Origin of the sequence: Spelaeicoccus albus (genome assembly GCF_013409065.1) — a bacterium.
Lineage (GTDB): Bacteria > Actinomycetota > Actinomycetes > Actinomycetales > Brevibacteriaceae > Spelaeicoccus > Spelaeicoccus albus.
Genome location: NZ_JACBZP010000001.1, coordinates 851,771 through 868,039, shown reverse-complemented (window position 1 = coordinate 868,039; position 16,269 = coordinate 851,771). Strand labels below are relative to the sequence as shown.

At 64.0% G+C, this 16,269-nt stretch carries 15 protein-coding genes; 3 read left to right on the top strand and 12 right to left on the bottom strand.

What is annotated here, in order from left to right:
- The first annotated feature begins 129 nt into the window (after nt 1-129).
- Together BJY26_RS04095 and BJY26_RS04090 are read left to right on the top strand one after the other, a co-directional pair.
- Nucleotides 130-759: a GntR family transcriptional regulator gene (locus BJY26_RS04095; protein WP_179425928.1), complete on the top strand. Its 630-nt coding sequence runs from the start codon at nt 130-132 to the stop codon at nt 757-759.
- Entirely contained in the window at nt 756-2,027 is a 1,272-nt protein-coding gene (locus BJY26_RS04090; protein WP_179425926.1) for an MFS transporter, read from the top strand. Before BJY26_RS04095 ends, BJY26_RS04090 begins: the two co-directional genes overlap by 4 nt.
- A 214-nt stretch (nt 2,028-2,241) precedes the next feature.
- Here the strand turns inward: BJY26_RS04090 and hpaD are convergent, their stop codons facing one another.
- The 9 genes from hpaD to BJY26_RS04045 form a co-directional block, all read right to left on the bottom strand.
- Complete coding sequence (gene hpaD / locus BJY26_RS04085) at nt 2,242-3,363, bottom strand: 3,4-dihydroxyphenylacetate 2,3-dioxygenase (RefSeq protein WP_179425924.1); 1,122 nt, start codon at nt 3,361-3,363, stop codon at nt 2,242-2,244.
- 14 nt (nt 3,364-3,377) lie between these two features.
- The gene (gene hpaE / locus BJY26_RS04080; RefSeq protein WP_179425922.1) at nt 3,378-4,874 is read right to left on the bottom strand and encodes a 5-carboxymethyl-2-hydroxymuconate semialdehyde dehydrogenase; all 1,497 of its coding nucleotides are present in this window, start codon (nt 4,872-4,874) and stop codon (nt 3,378-3,380) included.
- A 10-nt stretch (nt 4,875-4,884) separates the two neighbouring features.
- On the bottom strand, nt 4,885-5,808 hold the full coding sequence (gene dapA / locus BJY26_RS04075) for a 4-hydroxy-tetrahydrodipicolinate synthase (protein ID WP_179425920.1): 924 nt from the start codon (nt 5,806-5,808) through the stop codon (nt 4,885-4,887).
- A 40-nt stretch (nt 5,809-5,848) separates the two neighbouring features.
- A complete protein-coding gene (locus tag BJY26_RS04070; protein ID WP_179425918.1) occupies nt 5,849-6,505 on the bottom strand; it encodes a GntR family transcriptional regulator in 657 nt (218 codons plus the stop codon).
- Complete coding sequence (locus BJY26_RS04065) at nt 6,502-8,004, bottom strand: fumarylacetoacetate hydrolase family protein (RefSeq protein ID WP_179425916.1); 1,503 nt, start codon at nt 8,002-8,004, stop codon at nt 6,502-6,504. The genes BJY26_RS04070 and BJY26_RS04065 overlap by 4 nt, the downstream gene beginning before the upstream one ends.
- Before the next feature lie 145 nt (nt 8,005-8,149).
- The gene (locus BJY26_RS04060) at nt 8,150-9,517 is read right to left on the bottom strand and encodes an ABC transporter substrate-binding protein (protein WP_179425914.1); all 1,368 of its coding nucleotides are present in this window, start codon (nt 9,515-9,517) and stop codon (nt 8,150-8,152) included.
- A gap of 48 nt (nt 9,518-9,565) precedes the next feature.
- Nucleotides 9,566-10,414, bottom strand: coding sequence for a carbohydrate ABC transporter permease (locus tag BJY26_RS04055; RefSeq protein WP_179429759.1), 849 nt, complete (start codon nt 10,412-10,414; stop codon nt 9,566-9,568).
- Between the two features lie 50 nt (nt 10,415-10,464).
- Entirely contained in the window at nt 10,465-11,358 is an 894-nt protein-coding gene (locus tag BJY26_RS04050; RefSeq protein ID WP_179425912.1) for a carbohydrate ABC transporter permease, read from the bottom strand.
- A gap of 236 nt (nt 11,359-11,594) precedes the next feature.
- Nucleotides 11,595-12,236: a TetR/AcrR family transcriptional regulator gene (locus BJY26_RS04045; RefSeq protein ID WP_179425910.1), complete on the bottom strand. Its 642-nt coding sequence runs from the start codon at nt 12,234-12,236 to the stop codon at nt 11,595-11,597.
- Nucleotides 12,237-12,296: 60 nt separating this feature from the next.
- Here BJY26_RS04045 and BJY26_RS04040 point away from each other — a divergent pair, with 60 nt between their 5' ends.
- Entirely contained in the window at nt 12,297-13,316 is a 1,020-nt protein-coding gene (locus tag BJY26_RS04040; RefSeq protein WP_237249026.1) for an NAD(P)-dependent alcohol dehydrogenase, read from the top strand.
- Between the two features lie 35 nt (nt 13,317-13,351).
- Here the strand turns inward: BJY26_RS04040 and BJY26_RS04035 are convergent, their stop codons facing one another.
- The 3 genes from BJY26_RS04035 to BJY26_RS04025 all read right to left on the bottom strand — a co-directional run bounded on the left by BJY26_RS04035 (nt 13,352) and on the right by BJY26_RS04025 (nt 16,224).
- Nucleotides 13,352-14,218, bottom strand: coding sequence for an aminoglycoside phosphotransferase family protein (locus tag BJY26_RS04035; protein WP_179425908.1), 867 nt, complete (start codon nt 14,216-14,218; stop codon nt 13,352-13,354).
- Nucleotides 14,219-14,533: 315 nt separating this feature from the next.
- Complete coding sequence (locus tag BJY26_RS04030; RefSeq protein WP_179425906.1) at nt 14,534-15,541, bottom strand: 1-aminocyclopropane-1-carboxylate deaminase; 1,008 nt, start codon at nt 15,539-15,541, stop codon at nt 14,534-14,536.
- Complete coding sequence (locus BJY26_RS04025; RefSeq protein ID WP_179425904.1) at nt 15,538-16,224, bottom strand: GntR family transcriptional regulator; 687 nt, start codon at nt 16,222-16,224, stop codon at nt 15,538-15,540. The genes BJY26_RS04030 and BJY26_RS04025 overlap by 4 nt, the downstream gene beginning before the upstream one ends.
- Between the last annotated feature and the right edge of the window lie 45 nt (nt 16,225-16,269).

Genomic DNA, 16,269 nt, shown 5'->3' with positions numbered 1-16,269 from the left:
CCACCACTCGGCGGGGGCCGTTGACCATTCGCCACCACTCGGCGGGCAAAGTTCTCGTTGATCATCCACCCGGCCGCGCACCGACAACCAACTTGCATGCAAGCATGCATGCAAGTAACGTCGGAGAGCGTGACAGACCAGCTTTCCGCCGCAGAACGTGCGTATACCCACACCAAAGACATGATTATCCGCGGCGAGCTCGCCGGCGGCAGTCTTCTCAGCGAAGCGAGCATCGGGGCGGACCTCGGGATCAGTCGGACGCCGGTACACGAGGCATTCCTCAGGCTTGCGGCCGAGCGACTCATCACCCTTTCGTCTCGCCGCGGAGCAATCGTCGTGCCCATGAATCCGCGCGAATCGAGCGACGTCCTCGAAATGCGCGAAGCGATCGAGGGCAGCGCAGCGACCACGGCGACCGCGGCACCTTCCACCGAACTCACGGCCAGGCTGGACGAATTGCTGGCCGATCAACGCCGATGCGCTGCGTCCGGAGACGTCGACGGATTCGTGGCGGCGGACGATGCTTTTCACACGACAATCGTCGAGGCCTCGCGGAACGATATCGCCGGACACTTCTTTGCGCTGCTTCGCGACCGTCAACAGCGCGTGCGGCATCAACTCTTCGCCGTTGATCCCGGTCAGTTGGCGATGTCGCTTCGTGAGCACGAGGAATTGCGGGACGCCGTCGTGTCGCGATCCGCCGACGGCTACCGGGAGATTCTGCACCGGCACATTGCACGCAACCAGGGGGTACTGTGAGCCGTCGTGTTGCAAGCCGGGGTTCCGCGAACCGGCCGGCCGCCGGCGCGTGGCCGGTAGTCTTTTGCGCGCTGTTCGCCTGCTCCTGGTGCGGCAATCAGTTCAGCCCGCTGTTGCTGATGTACGAGAACGTCGAGCACTATTCGACAGTCGACGTCAACGCGTTTCTCGGCGTCTACGTATTCGGGTTGGCTCCGGCGTTATTGGCGGCCGGCGCGCTGTCGGACAGGTTCGGGCGCCGCCCACTGATGATCGTCGCAGTGGTCAGCTCCCTGGCGGCCAGCCTGTCGCTGCTGCTGGGCGAGGCAAATGTTGCGGGCATCTATGTCGGACGGCTGTTGTCCGGTGTAGCGGTGGGTGCTGCCATGTCGGTGGGGACGAGCTGGATCAAGGAACTCTCGCGGGCCCCGTTCGACGATGATGCGGACGTCGGCAGCGGCGCGCGTCGCTCGTCATTGGCCTTCACGGCGGGGTCGGCCACCGGCGCGCTCGTCGCCGGCGGCATCGCGCAATTCACGGCTTGGGGCGAGGAATTGCCGTTCGCTGTTCACGTGGTTATGACGGCGCCGCTGCTTTTTCTCATTCGACGTGTTCCCGAAACGGTGCGGTGGGATGGCGTGAAGCTCGGCTTCCGGGATCGGTTCCGTGTTCCGTCGGCCTCACATCGACGGTTCACGCGAGTCGTCGTTGTCGCGGCACCATGGTTATTTGCGGCAGCCGCGCTGGCTTATGGCTATCTTCCGGTGTTATTGGCGGATCGGACTGCCGGATGGGGTCTCGGGTATGCGGCGATACTCAGCGTTGTGACGCTCGGCGTGGCTTCACTCGTGCAGCCGCTGGCCAAACGGATCGATTCGACGTCGAACGCGCGCGGCCTGGTGGTGTGCCTTGCCGGCATTACGGGCGGAATCCTCGTGCTGACGCTGGCGGTCGTTTATTCGTCGCCGGTGATCGGACTCGTCGCCGCTGTCGTCTTCGGAATCGCCATGGGCATCGGGCTGGTGTCGGGACTGCTTGAGGTGCAGCGGATTGCTCCGGAGCGGGAACTCGCTGGATTGACCGGTGTGTTCTACGCCCTCGCGTACGCGGGATTCCTCACCCCGACTCTGCTCGCCGCCATCACCCCGCCGCTGACGACGGTTGGGCTGTTCTTGGGCCTGGCCGTGCTGGCGTGTGCGAGTGCCGCCGTCATCATGCTGTCGTATCGCAAGCACCTTCCCGAGAATGAGGCGCCGGCGAACTCTATCGGTCAGGTCGCGTCCCGGTAAGCTGCCGCCTTGCCCCGCCACGTGCCCCGTCGCATGTCCCGCGCATTCCTACCGTCCACGCTCGCCGAGTGGTGGCGAATGGCTGCGAAATCGGTGATTTCGCAGCCATTCGCCACCACTCGGCGCGGGCGGGTAGCCATTCGCCACCACTCGGTGCGGGCGGGTAGCCATTCGCCACCACTCGGCGCGGGGTATGCGCGGGGGTTGGGCGGGGTTAGACCTGGTGGCCGAGTTTCACGCCCTGAACCTCGCCCGAACGGCCGGAGCCCGGACCAGCGGAGCCGTCCGAGCGCGTCTCGTCCGCCCGCGTGTAGGAGAATCCGTCGGCGCCAATTGTCACGGCGGCTTCCGAGCTGTCCTTCCGTTCGACCAGCTCGGCGGGGTGCCCGTCCAGGTCCAGTACCGTCGATGCTTCGGAATACCAGCTCGGAACGACGGGCGTGCCCCACCAATCACGGCGCTGATTGTCGTGCACATCCCACCGAATGACCGGATTGTCCGGATCGCCGGTGTAATAGTCCTGCGTGTAGATCTCGATCCGGTGGCCGTCCGGGTCGCGCAGATACAGGTAGAACGCGTTCGACACGCCATGCCGTCCCGGGCCGCGCTCGATGGCGTCCGACCGGCGCAGCGCACCGAGCTGATCGCAAATGTGCAGGATCTGGTGCCGCTCATTCGTCGAGAACGCGATGTGGTGCATGCGCGGGCCGTCGCCGCCGGTCAACGCGACGTCGTGCACCGTCGACTTGCGATACATCCACGCCGCATACACGGTCTGCTCGTCGTCTTCGATGTCCTCGGAAACCTTGAAACCGAGACCTTCGTAGTATTTTTGCGCCGCCGGAATATCGGGCGTGACCACGTTGAAGTGATCGAGCCGCGCGATCGCCCCGGCACCGTGCACGTCATACCGCTGAGTGAACCTCTCGACATGCTCCGCACCGTAAAAGAACTCGATCGGGAATCCGAGCGGGTCCTGCACTTGCACGATCTCCCCGATGCCCCGCTTCGTGCCGGCCGGAAGACGCCGGACGTCGACGCCGAGCGCCTTGTAGTATGTTTCGGCGACGTCCAGCTCCGCTTCGGACCGGACCCGGTAGCTCAGGGCCGCACACGCTGCCACGGGGCCCTTGCGCAGGACGAGCGAATGGTGCAGATAATCCTCGAACGCGCGCAAGTAGATCGCGTTCTCGTCCTCTTCGGTGACCACCAGGCGGAGCACGTCCACGTAAAAGCTGCGCGCTGCCGCCAGGTCGGTCACGATCAACTCGGCCGAGGCGGCGCGGATGACGTCGGGGGCAGGGGGCAAAGCCGCAGGCACAGTATTGTCAGACATCGTTGTCCTTCTCCTTAATTCCGTGCGCCGAATCGCGGCGTGTGTACCTCGCCGAGCGATACGTGCACCGCTTGTTCTTCCGAATAAAAATCAATTGACCGCTGGCCGCCCTCTTGTCCGAGCCCGGACGCCTTCACTCCGCCGAACGGCGTGCGCAGGTCGCGCACGTTGTGCGAATTCATCCACACCATGCCGGCCTCGATATTTTGCGAGAAGCGGTGTCCTCGCTCGAGGTCGTTGGTCCAGACGTACGCGGCAAGACCGTACTTGACGTCATTTGCCAATTGCAGTGCCTCGCGCTCGTCGTCGAACGGCGTGATGGCAACGACCGGTCCGAAGATTTCCTCCTGGAAGATTCGGGCGTCCGGCTTCACGTCCGCAAACGCCGTCGGCCGTACGTAATTGCCGTCCGGCTGATCGTCCGGCCGGCCGCCGCCGGCAATGAGTCGGCCCTCGGACTTGCCGAGCTCGACGTAGCTCATGACCTTTTCGTAGTGCTCCGGATGCACCAGCGCGCCAACCTCCGTAGCGGGGTCGTGCGGGTCCCCGACGACGATCTTGTCGGCCCGGGCGGCGTATCGCTCGCAGAATTCGTCGTAAATGCTGCGCTCGACGAGGATCCGCGAACCGGCTGTGCAGCGTTCTCCGTTGAGCGAGTAGACGCCGAACAGCGTCGAGTCGATGGCGGCGTCCAGATCGGCGTCGGCGAACACGACGGCCGGCGACTTGCCGCCAAGCTCCATCGACATGCCCTTTAGGTTCTCGGCACAGTTACGGAAGATCAGCCGGCCGGTTGCGCTTTCGCCGGTAAACGAAATCAGCGGCACCTTGGGATGTTTGACCAGTGCGTCGCCGGCCTCTTCGCCAAACCCGTTGACCAGGTTGAAGACGCCGTGCGGCAATCCGGCGTTTTCGAAAATCCGTGCCCACAGCGAGGCCGACAACGGCGTGAACTCGGCGGGTTTCAGAACGACAGTGCACCCGGACGCCAACGCCGGCGCCAGCTTCCACGATTCCAACATGAACGGCGTGTTCCACGGCGTGATCAGCCCGGCCACGCCCACCGGCTTGCGGTTGACGTAGTTGATCTGAGTGCCGGGGACCTTGTAAGCGTCATCCCGCAACGCCACTATGACGTCGGCGAAGAATCGGAAGTTCTCGGCGGCCCGACGTGCCTGCCCGCGCGCCTGAGTGATCGGCAGACCGGTATCGAACGTTTCGCGCTCGGCCAGTTCGGTCTCCTCGGCTTCGACGGCGTCCGCAATCGCATACAGCACGCGGGCGCGCTCGCGGTTCTTCATGGTCGGCCAGGGGCCGTCGGTGAAAGCCGTCCGAGCGGCTGCCACTGCCAGGTCGATGTCGGCGGATTTGCCGGACGCCGCGGACGCGTACGGCTGATTGGTGACGGGGTCGAGCACGTCGAACGTGTCGCCGTCGACCGAATCGACGAATCGGCCGTCGATGTAATGCTGCAAGTGCGTGGGAAGGTTTTCCGGAACGAAATGAGTCATCGGATTCTCCTTATTTCACGGGGGTGAGGTAGTCGGCGCCGGCCTCGGCCAGCTTGCGCACCGTCGCTTGTCCGGGCGCGGTCAGCGGAATCAGCGGCGGACGGACGAAGTCGCTGGTCAAGAGCCCGCGTTCCTTCATCAACCACTTCGAGGGCGCCGGATTCGTTTCGGCGAAGAGCAGATCGACGAGCGGGTGTACGCCGTAATGGATTCGGCGGGCCGTCTCGAAGTCGCCCTCGGAGTAGGCCCGGTACATCTGCGACACCGCCGCCGGGGCGATATTCGACAGCGCCGAAACGAATCCGGCACCGCCCAGCGCCAAGATGGGCAGGCACAGCAACTCGATGCCCGACCACACCATCAGCTCGGGGCCGCATTCGTACAGCACGCGCGAGAAGTGCTCGAAATCCTTCGTCGTCTCTTTCACGCCGACGAAATTGTCGACCTCGCGGAAGAGCCGGCCGACGGTGTCCGGGGAGATCTCGACGGAGGTGCGGCTCGGCACGTTGTACGCCACGATCGGCAGATCGGGATATTCGGCAGCCACCGTCTTGTACCACTGGTAAAGCGCTTCTTGCGTCGGCTTGGCGTAGTACGGCGTGATGATGAGCGCGGCGTCGGCCCCGGCATCCCGCGCGATCCCGGTGAGCTCGAGCGTCTCATCGAGTTTCGCCGAGCCCGTGCCCGGTAGGAACGGGACGGCGTCCTGCGTCTCCTCGGCAGCCACGCGGATCATTTGAGCCCGCTCGGCAAGGGTCAGCGCCGACGGTTCGCCGGTCGAACCGCCGATCGAGATGCCGTCGGATCCGTTCGCCAGCTGCCACCGGATCAATTGGCGCAGGTTCTCCAAGTCGACGACGCCGTCCGCCGTGAACGGCGTGAAGACGGCGGCGATGGCGCCCGTGAGGCTTTGCGGCTCGGACCGGAATTTCATGGTGTCTCCCTGTTGATCGTCTGGGTAGGTAGCGCTGCAGTCACTTCGCGCCCCGTTCGAGGAACGCCTGCAATGTGGCTCCGCGATGGGCGCGGACGGCGTGTTCGACCTCGTCCGGCGCGGCTCCTGAGGAGATCAGCTGCAAAATGTGCTCGTGTTCGTCCACCGATTCACGCGCGCGTTCGGGCACGAACGAAAAGATCGATGAGCGCATCAGGCTCAGGCGCGACCAGCCGCGTTCGACCAGGTCGAGTAGGTGTTCGTTCGGGCAGTCCCGATAGAGCAGCCGGTGCAGTTCGGTGTTCAGGCGAGTGAAGCGCTGCGGGTCGAAAGCCTCGACGATGCCGCGCATCTGCTCATTGATCGCGCGGGCCTCGTCGATGGCGGCGGCATCGACAAAGGGCATGGCCATGGCGGTTGCGGCGCCTTCCACCAGGCCGAGCGTCTGCATGGTCCACTCGTACTCTTGCTCGTTGATGCCGGCCACCGTTGCACCGACATTGCGCTCGAATTCGACGAGCGACTCGGCCTCGAGCCGGCGGATCGCCTCGCGGATCGGCACGGCCGAGACGCCGAGCTCGCTTGCCAATCGGCTCAAGGTGAGTCGATATCCGGGCGTGTACGTGCCGTCGGCGATGCGCGAGCGGATGACCTGATAGGCGCGTTCGGCTTTCGACGGCGCCGGGGCGACGGTCATCGGTCCTCCGCTCTGCGGGCAGCCCACGCCTCGTACTCGGCGCGCGACTGTTTATTCAGCGGGTAGAGACCCTCGACACTGCGTCCGGCCTTCACCTGCTCGAGAATGAACGTCTCTTCGTCTTCTTGTTGCTCGGCGCTCGCGACAACTTCATCGATCAGGGCCGGCGGGATGACGAGAATGCCGTCGTCGTTGCCGATGATGACGTCGCCCGGCTGCACACTTGCACCGCCGCACGACACCGTCACGTCGGTCTCCCATGGCACGTGCACGCGGCCGAGCACCGCCGGGTGGAAGCCGGAGGAATACACCGGCATGCCGACCTCTTCCACGGCGGCGGCATCGCGGATCGCGCCGTCCGTGATCACGCCGGCGGCGCCGTTCACCTTGGCGCGCATGGCCAGAATGTCGCCGAGAGTGCCGGCATCCGAGCGTCCGCGGGCATCCATCACGAGAACGTCGCCGTCACCGACCGAATCAATTGCCTGCTTCTGGGCGTTGAAGCCGCCGCCGGACTCGGCAAACAGGTCCTTGCGGAACGGCACAAAACGCAAGGTGCGAGCCGTGCCGATGATGGTGGTGCCCGCGACGAGGGGCCGGACGCCGTCAATGCTCACCTGATTGAAACCGCGCTTACGCATTTGGGCCGAGAGCGTGGCCACGGCTACGCCCTTGATCCGCTCGCGAAGTTCCGGAGTCAGCGGGCCGCTGCCGCCGTCGGCACCGCGAGGAGCCTGCGGCGAGTCGGAACTCGCGGCGGACGGCGTGCCCCAAGCGTCGGCGCGGACCTGGTCGTCCACTTTCGGAGCCGACCCCCAATCGCCAAGCGCCGGACCATGGACGACGGTCGTCGTGAGCTTGCCGCTCGTGATCGACTCGTCCGCTATCGAATTGACTTCGACAGTGACGGTCTGTCCGGGTTCGGCCACCGACGCGCCGGCCGGCGTCCCCGTGAGGATGACGTCGCCGGGCTCGAGAGTGGCAAAGCGCGACAGATCTGCGACAAGGTGTCCGAAGTCGAACAAGAGGTCGGCGGTGGTGTCGTCCTGAATGAGGTCGTCGCCGCGCCACGTGCGGATGCGTAGCCCGGCCGGGTCGATCCGGTGCGCGTCGATCAGCTCGGGGCCGACCGGCGTGTATCCGTCGCCGCCCTTGCTGCGCACGTTTGAGCCCTTGTCCGCATAGCGGATGTCGTACAGGCCCAGGTCGTTGGACGCCGTCACCCAACCGACGTGCGACCAGCCCGCGTCCGGTGCCACATTGCGGGCGGAGGTGCCGATGACGAGGGCGACTTCGCCTTCGAACCCGAGCAGTTCCGTGCCTTGCGGGCGCGCCACCTCACCGGGCCCGGCCAGCGACGAGGTCGGCTTGAAGAAGTACGACGCTGCCGCTGGAGTGCGCCCGCGCTGGGCTGCACGAGACGGATAGTTGAGGTGGACGGCGTAGATCTTTCCGGGGCGGTGCCCGAAGTGAGCGGTGATCGGATCGGGCTGCGACATCCGTTCCTCCTGCGTCGTTGTCAGAAATCGTATATGACTTTATATACTTGTCGATTTCGGCTGACACGTCAAGGCGCTCGGCAGTCGCGTCGCAACACGCACAAACGGCCCGAACGACGAATGTCGTTCGGGCCGCCGGCAAACGTTACAGGTTAGGCTTCACGTCAGTTTTGTAAGCCTGTTCCAGCTTTTTCTTGACGTCCGCCAGAGCCGACTTCGGATCCGCGTTCTCGGTGAACACCTTGGTGAACCCGTCGGTGAGAATCTTGTCGCCGCCCGGGATGAACACGCGAGCCCAATCCTGCGAACGGGTGTGCGGCAGCTGCTTGATGGCCGTCGAGATCAGTGGGTTGGCGGCGATCAGCTTCTTTGTATCCGCCGACTTGCGAAGCGGCATGTACCCCGTTGCCTTGGACAGCCCCACGGTGTTCTCGGGGGAGGTCAGGAACTTGATGAACCGCGCCGCCGCGACCTGCTCTTCCGGTGTAATGTCCTTCGGGATGCCGAGACCGGCGCCGCCGGTGGGGCAGACCTTATCGGTGGTTTCCGGGCCGCCCGGCAAGAACCCGACGCCGACCTCGAACTTGCCCTTGGCGGCGTCAAGGACGCCGACGAGGCTGCCGGTCGAGCTGACGGTCGCCGAACAGGCGCCGGCCGACATGTCGTCGGTCGACGAACTCGACGCGACCTTGGCCCACTTGCCTTCGAACACGCCCTTGCGCGCCCAGTCGGTTGCTTTGACGGCGCCGTCGTCGTCGATGGTCATGTCGAATTTCTTGCTGTAGTTGCCGCCCCATCCCCAGACGTTGTTCTGGAACGTCCAGGCGATGTAGTCGGCGAGCGCTCCGTACTCGAATTGGGTCTTCGTGCCAAGGTCGGCCTTTTTGAGCTTCTTCGTCCACTCCTCGAATTCCATCCAGGTCTTCGGGGCGCGATCGGGCAGTCCTGCCTTTTTCCAGTGCGACTTGTTGTAGTAGAAGATCGGAGTGGAGCGTGCGTACGGCACAGCCCACTGCTTGTTGTCGTAGGTGTAGTCGCCCCAGAGGGTGGAGTTGTAGTCGTCCTTGTCGATCTTTTCCGACTTCACTAGCGCGTCCATCGGGATGATCGACTTGTTCAGGTAATACCGGAACCACCAGACGTCGGAGAAGATGACGACGCCGGGCAGTCCGCCACCTGCTTGTGCGGTCTGGAATTTCTGCGCCACCGATGCATAATCCTGGCCGGCGGTGACGAGCTTGACCTTGGTGTCGCTTTGCTGCGAGTTCCACTTGTCCACGACTTTTTGTTCGTAGGCTTGGTTCGCCCCGGGGTGGTTCGACCAGAATTCGATCTTCTTTGCCGGTTTGACGCCCGAGTAATCCTCGCTGCCGGAAGTCTTCGAGTCGCTGGAACTGGTGGACGGTCCGGAGCAGGCGGCTACTGCGGCTGCGGAAAGCCCTGCCGCACCGAAGCCAAGCAGTCGACGGCGTCCGAAGCCCGACGCGCCGTCCGGCGTATTGATGTCACTCATGAGAATGCCTTTCGTCACTGGAGAAGGAACTGGATCGAGCACACGTTGTTAATCTTTGACGGCTCCCTGGGTGAGACCGGAGACGATGTAGCGCTGCAGCATGGCGAACACGATGAGAATCGGCACGATGACGAGGACCGTGCCGGCCATCATGACGCCCCACTGGGACGAGCCCGCTTCGACGTTTTGCAGAAGAGTCAGGCCGACCGGCAGCGTCATCATGTGGGGGTCGTCGATGATGACGAGCGGCCACAGATAGTCATTCCACTCGTAAACGATCGAGACGAGCGTGACGGTCGCGATCGCGGGCGCGGAAATCGGGACGACGATACTCCAGAGCCGTTTCCAATGGCTGGCTCCGTCGATTTCGGCGGCCTCCGTCACGGATTGCGGGAACGTCATGAACTGCTGTCTGAGCAAGAACGTACCGAACGCCGACGCCAGCCCCGGCAGGATGATGCCCCAATAGGTGTTCATGCCTCCGAGACCAACGATGAACACGTAGTTGGGCACCATGGCGATCTGCGGCGGCACCATCAGGGTGACGAGGATCAAGACGAAGACGACCCGTTTGAACGGGAAACGGATGAACACGAGCGCGTACGCCGTCAAGATGGCCAGGACGACCTTGATGCCGGCGCCGAAGAACGTGACGATTATCGAATTGAGGAAGTCTCGGGCGAACGGCACTTTGTCGGCGGCGATCGTGTAGTTGCCGCCGTATGCCGAATGCGGCAGCCATTGCACGGGCATGGAAATGATCTCGCCGCGCAGTTTGAACGATGAAATGATCATCCAAAGCAGCGGCAGCACCATCACAAGGGTGGCGATCAAGAGCGGCAGATAACCCTTGAGCAACGTCGCTTTGAGGTTCTGTCGGCTGAACGGTCCGTGCATCTCCGACGATTTCTTGCGCGGTCGTTCGGGCGCCTTTTGAGTCGTTTGGCTCACGAGTAATGCACCCTCCGTTCGAGATACCGCATTTGTCCGACGGTCAGCAGAAGCAGCACGACGAACAGGATGATTGCCACCGTCGAGGAGTAGCCGGCGCGACCGTTGACGAATGCTTCCTCATACACCTGGTAAATGAGCGTCTTGGTGCCGTCGAGCGGGCCGCCTTTCGTCATGATCCGGATCAGGTCGAAGGACTGCAGCGAATTCAGGACGATCGTGACGAGCAGGAAGAACGTCGTCGGCGACAGCAGCGGCAGCACGATCTTGAAGAACCGCTTCGATCCGCCGGCGCCGTCGATCTGCGCGGCTTCGAGCAAGTCGTTCGGCACCGATTGCAGCCCGGCCAGATAGATGACCGCCGCGTATCCGAGGTTTTTCCACACGTACACGATGATCAGCATGACCAGCGCCCAATTGCGGTCGAGGTACCAGTCGGGCCCGCTGGTGCCGAGCAGCCGCAAAATGCCGCTGAGTGCCCCGTACGTCGGGTCGAAGATGAACAGCCACACCATGCCGACGCCCACGCCGGACAGCACATATGGCGCGAATACCGCCGACCGGGCGAAGGCCGTTCCAGGAATGCGTTGGTTGAGAGCCAGCGCCAACGCCAGCCCGATGACCATCGAGCCGCCGACGGTCGCGATAGTGAAGATCACGGTGATCCGGATGACTTCCAGGCTGCCCGGGTCGGTGAACCAGTTGACGTAGTTGGCCAGGCCGACGATTTTCGCCGTGGCCGATCCCAGACGCCAATCCAGCATTGAGTAGTAGATGTTGCTGATCAGCGGTCGATAGATGAATACCGCGATCAAGGCGATATTGGGTAGCACGAACGCCACGAACGTCAGATACTCACGTGCGTGCTTGCGACCGAATCGTCGGCGCATCTTTACCGGTTTTGTGCTTGCTGTATTACTCACACCAATCTTTCATGCTGTTCGATCAAGCCGAGACGAACGTCGATGTCCGATCCGGCGGCGTGTAATCGTTATTAGCTGTATCACAGCATGCCACTACTGCAGTCGAATTGCAGGTAAATGCGATTTGAACACGCGTGGCGCAATAGAAACGTGACAACTGTCGCCGGACGGCCGGGGGAGCGTTGGCCGCGACCGGCGGGCGGCTACTGGATGCCCATTGCCAGCGAGATGGCATCCGCGCTGAGGCCCGGCGGCGCCGCGATCGAGCCATGTGGGGCGTCGGTCCGGACGCCGCGAAGGAAGATGTCGATATGCCGCCGCCAGATCGGCGTGGCCGTGGCCGTGCTGAGGTCGTAAACCGGGCCCAGCATTGAGAACAGCCCGACGACGTCGCTCAGCCCGACGTCGTCCCTGAGGACGCCGGACTCCTTGGCCCGATCGGCCACGGCCGTAATGGAGCTCGATAGCGTCTGCCAGTCCTCCCGGCTGATGCATCCGCCGGACTGGCCGGTGAAGACCTGGTACAGCCCACGGTCGGCGGCCTGTCGTTCGGCAAGGCGTTCGACGAACGTGACGAATCCTCGCCAGGGGTCGTCGATGGTCAGCGCGTGTTCGGCGTCGTCGATGAACGAATGCGCAACGTCGCTGAAGATCGCATCGATGATTCCTTGCCGGCTTCCGAAGTGCCGGTAGGCGGTTCCGGCACCGACGCCTGCCGAGTGGGCGATGTCGTCGAGGGTCGCGTCCAAGCCGCGTTCGGCGAAAACGTGCCGGCCGGCGTCAAGGAGTAGTTGCCGATTGCGGGCCACGTCTTTGCGCGGCGCTCGATTCGTGGCGGGCGGCATACTCACCTAGCTAAAGTGGAGTCAGTCTCTCCGTTTAGTGTACACTTTTGAAGTGGAGTCATGCGCTCCCAGTTTTTTTTCCAGCAGCTCGTCACGATCAGGGGAGCACCAATGACAACGATGCGCGTAGCCCAACTCCACGGGTATGGGCCGCCCGACATGATCAAGATCGGGACGGCGCCGGTTCCCCGGCCCAAGGCCGGGCAGGTTCTGGTCCGAGTCCGGGCGACGACGGTGAACGGCGGCGAAGTCTGGATGCGGGCCGGCCGATTGCGCCTCATGTCCGGATCACGGTTCCCGAAGGGTCTCGGCATCGACGTCGCCGGTGAGGTCGCCGAACTTGGTGACGGCGTCACCGACATGACGGTCGGTGAGCGGGTGTGGGGAAGTCTCGACAGTAAGAAGATGGTGCTGTCGCAGGCTGCTGCCGGCGCTACGGCCGAGTATGTCGCGGTCGACGCAGCACGGCTCGCGCCAATGCCGGACGGCGCGACGTTCGATGGTGCGGCCGCGCTGCTGGTTGGCATCACAGCTTTCACCGCACTTCGCGACAAGGCTCGGGTACGGCCGGGCGAACGGCTGTTGGTTCGCGGCGGCACGGGTGGCGTCGGATACGTCGGTGTCGAACTCGGCCGCGCGTTCGGCGCCCGCGTGACCACGCTAGTCAGCGCGGCCAACCTCGAGGTGGCCGGAGAGCTCGGCGCCGATGTCGCGCTGGACTACCGGTCGATCGGGCCGGACGATCTCGGCCGGTTCGACGTCATTTTCGATACCGTCGGCACTCGGATGAACGACTATCGCAGATTGTTGGCACCCGGAGGGCGAATGGTCTCGATCATGGTCAACCCGCCATTGCGCGGATTTGCTGCGGTGCTGGCGTCGGTTATTCACGGTGGACGGCGGATCCGGGCGTTCAGCGGCAATCCGACCAGAGCACTTTTGATCGACTATGCGCGCTACATCGAAAGCGGTCAGCTGCGACCGCTCATCGCCGACACATACCGGCTCGAGCAGACCGCCGCGGCGCACGAGGCGATCGAGTCGGGCGGCCGGCCGGGCAAGCACGTGATTCTGCCGTAGTACGCGCGCCTGAGGGGCGTTTCGCCGTGTAGTGGTTAAGGCGTGTCGAGCGCGCTTTCGATCATGCGGTGCCCGTGGCCCTCAAACGGCCGGTCACCGACTTGGTATGCCCAAGCGGCAGTTCCGATGGCCTCCCGCACGCGCTCGCGGAACCATGAGTCCGGCTCTCGCGGGTCGAAGCCGTAACCATCCAGGAATGCCGCCTCGAGTGAGCCGTCTTCAGCGAACTCACGCGAGGCCAGCCGAGTCAGATCGGTCATGGCGGGCCGAAGCGCCGCCCTGCCGAAGTCGATCACCGACAAGGTGCCCTCGTTGATGATCCAGTTGCGCGGCTGCCAGTCGCCGTGCGTCGGTACGACGGTGACGGGTCCAATCGGCCACGAATCGATGAGCGCGCGTAGCCGTCGGACTGTCGCCGGCGCGATGCGGTGCGGGCCATCCAGCCAAGCCATCGATTTTCGGTTGGCCCTTGTCTCGTAGTCGACGTCGACGGCGCTAGTTTGCGCGTGAATGAGCGATAGCAAGTGACCAGCCTGCCGGTATGTGTCGGGCTCCCGAGCAGCACTGGTGTCCAAAACGAGTCGACCGGGCAAGTAGCGCGTGACGAGAACCTTTGCGTCGTCGTCCGCCGCCACGAGTTCAGGCGCCCGTCCGATCGCCGTCCACGGCGCCAACCAATGGTAGTGGGCCTCAATCTCGCGGTTCAGGTGGTGATTCGTCGCGCCACCGGCTTTGATGATGAAGCGATTACCGGCGTATGTCGCTTCGACAACGGCGGTGTCGACCAGTCCCCAGCTGTGATCGGTGACGGGGACGGCGCCAGGCAGCCATTGAGCGACAAGTTCGCGTTGTCGACAAGACAGCTTGGCGAATCCGGCCGGCGGCTGAGTGGGTTCGGTCACGTCGTTTACGATACTGGCCGCCGGGTACGACCGTCGATCGTGAACTCGCGTGGCCCGGGGCACCACTTTTGCGCTCCGGTGTCATGAATCCAGCCGTAACCGACGGTTCGCCCCGCCGAGTGGCGGCGAACGGCTATCCGACCCCGCCGAGTGGCGGCGAACGGCTATCCGGCCCCGCCGAGTGGCGGCCAATGGCTGCGAAATCGCCGATTTCGCAGCCATTGGCCACCACTCGGCAAGAGGGGGCAGCCACTCGCCACCACTCGGCGAGGGGGCAAAAGGGTGGTGCGCAAAAGGGCGGTGCGGCAGGGGTTCTCAGTGGAACAAGGCGGAGTATGCGTTGATGGCCGGCTGGCCGCCCAAATGCGCGTAGAGCACGTTTGATTCCGAGGCGATTTCACCGGAAGTGGCGAGATCGATCAGCCCCGCCATGGACTTGCCTTCGTAGACCGGATCGAGGATGACGCCTTCGAGGCGACCGGTGAGCTCGATGGCCTCGACGGTCGAGTCGACGGGGATGCCGTAGTGGTCGCCGGCCCATCCGGGGAGCACGGTGATCTCGTCGTCGGTGAGATCCCGGCCGAGGTCGATCGCTTTGGCGGTCGATCGGGTGATGCGGGCGACTTGGTCGCGGGTCTGGTCCAAGGTGGCCGAGGCGTCGATGCCGATGACGCGGCGGGGCCGATCCTGCCCGGCAAAGCCGGCGATCATGCCGGCGAGCGTCGAGCCGGTGACGGCGCAGACGACGACGGTGTCGAAGAAGACGCCGAGCTCCCGCTCTTGCTGCTCGACTTCGTACGCCCAATTCGCGAACCCCAGGCCGCCCAGTGGGTGGTCGGAGGCGCCGGCCGGAATGGCGTACGGGGTTCCCCCGGACGCGCGAACGTCTTCGATCGCTTCCTCCCAGCTGGATTTGAACCCGATGCCGAACCCTTCGGATGACAGCCGCACGTCCGCGCCCATGATGCGCGATAGTTCGATATTGCCGACTCGGTCGTTGACGGAGTCCGGCCAATCGACCCAGGCCTCTTGAACCAGCACCGCCTTGAGTCCCAGGTGCGCGGCCACGGCAGCCACCTGGCGCGTGTGATTCGATTGGACGCCGCCGATCGTGACCAGAGTGTCGGCGCCTTGCGCGCGGGCTTCCGGCACGAGGTACTCCAGTTTTCGGGTCTTGTTGCCACCGAAAGCCAGTCCGCTGTTGCAATCTTCGCGTTTGGCCCAGATTGCGGGACCGCCCAAATGCTCGGACAGCCGCGGCAATCGGTGCACGGGGCTCGGCCCGAACATCAGTGGATAGCGTTCGTAATCGGACAGTTTCATGCCGTCTCCCGTGAATTGATTCCAGTGGTCGATTGGCCGCCCGACAGATACAGGGTCTGCCAGTTCGCCCGGACGGCGCCGGCCGCGCCGTCCGCGTCCCCGGCTTCTGCGACCGTCATGATGCGAGCGTGCTGGTGTATCGACTCTTCCCCGAGGAGCGACCCGAAGCGGGCGAATTCAACCCGCCGCAACGTCGGTGAGACTTGCGTCAGCAAGCCGGTGAGAGTTTCGTTGCCGCACACGCGTAGGGCGACGTCGTGAAAGCAGTCGTCTGCTTCAAAAGCCGCTCGCGGATCCCGGCTGCGAAGCGCTGCAGCAAATCGTTCGTTCTCGGCCCGCATTGCTGCGTAATCGGCGGGGGCAAATCGCGGCACCGCCATCCGCATCGCATGTGAATGCAGCGCCGCTGCGACGTTCGCGGCTTCGTTCACGGCATCCGAGTCGATCGCGGCCACCACTGTGGACCGGCCCGGCGTCGCCGTCACAAGGCCGTTCGCTTCGAGTCGGGCAAGAGCTTCGCGAACCGGAGTTCGGCTGAACCCGAGCCAGTCGGCGATGTCGTTGTCGTTCAACTGTTCGCCGGGTGCGAGTGTGCCGTCGACGATTGCCGAGCACAGTGCCTCGAAAGCCTGATCGCGAAGCAATGTGCGACCGATGACGTGTCGATCCGAAGGAAGCGGCATGCAATATATTGCATACTACGGACGACGGTGCGTCAAGGGTGAGCT

Excerpts from the sequence above, each read along its gene's own strand:
- BJY26_RS04030 (WP_179425906.1), bottom strand. The coding sequence starts at position 15,541 with ATGAAACTGTCCGATTACGAACGCTATCCACTGATGTTCGGGCCGAGC.
- dapA (WP_179425920.1), bottom strand. The coding sequence starts at position 5,808 with ATGAAATTCCGGTCCGAGCCGCAAAGCCTCACGGGCGCCATCGCCGCC.
- BJY26_RS04055 (WP_179429759.1), bottom strand. The coding sequence starts at position 10,414 with ATGCACGGACCGTTCAGCCGACAGAACCTCAAAGCGACGTTGCTCAAG.
- BJY26_RS04065 (WP_179425916.1), bottom strand. The coding sequence starts at position 8,004 with ATGTCGCAGCCCGATCCGATCACCGCTCACTTCGGGCACCGCCCCGGA.
- BJY26_RS04070 (WP_179425918.1), bottom strand. The coding sequence starts at position 6,505 with ATGACCGTCGCCCCGGCGCCGTCGAAAGCCGAACGCGCCTATCAGGTC.
- BJY26_RS04040 (WP_237249026.1), top strand. The coding sequence starts at position 12,297 with ATGCGCTCCCAGTTTTTTTTCCAGCAGCTCGTCACGATCAGGGGAGCA.
- BJY26_RS04050 (WP_179425912.1), bottom strand. The coding sequence starts at position 11,358 with ATGCGCCGACGATTCGGTCGCAAGCACGCACGTGAGTATCTGACGTTC.
- hpaE (WP_179425922.1), bottom strand. The coding sequence starts at position 4,874 with ATGACTCATTTCGTTCCGGAAAACCTTCCCACGCACTTGCAGCATTAC.
- BJY26_RS04045 (WP_179425910.1), bottom strand. The coding sequence starts at position 12,236 with ATGCCGCCCGCCACGAATCGAGCGCCGCGCAAAGACGTGGCCCGCAAT.
- BJY26_RS04025 (WP_179425904.1), bottom strand. The coding sequence starts at position 16,224 with ATGCCGCTTCCTTCGGATCGACACGTCATCGGTCGCACATTGCTTCGC.
- hpaD (WP_179425924.1), bottom strand. The coding sequence starts at position 3,363 with ATGTCTGACAATACTGTGCCTGCGGCTTTGCCCCCTGCCCCCGACGTC.
- BJY26_RS04060 (WP_179425914.1), bottom strand. The coding sequence starts at position 9,517 with ATGAGTGACATCAATACGCCGGACGGCGCGTCGGGCTTCGGACGCCGT.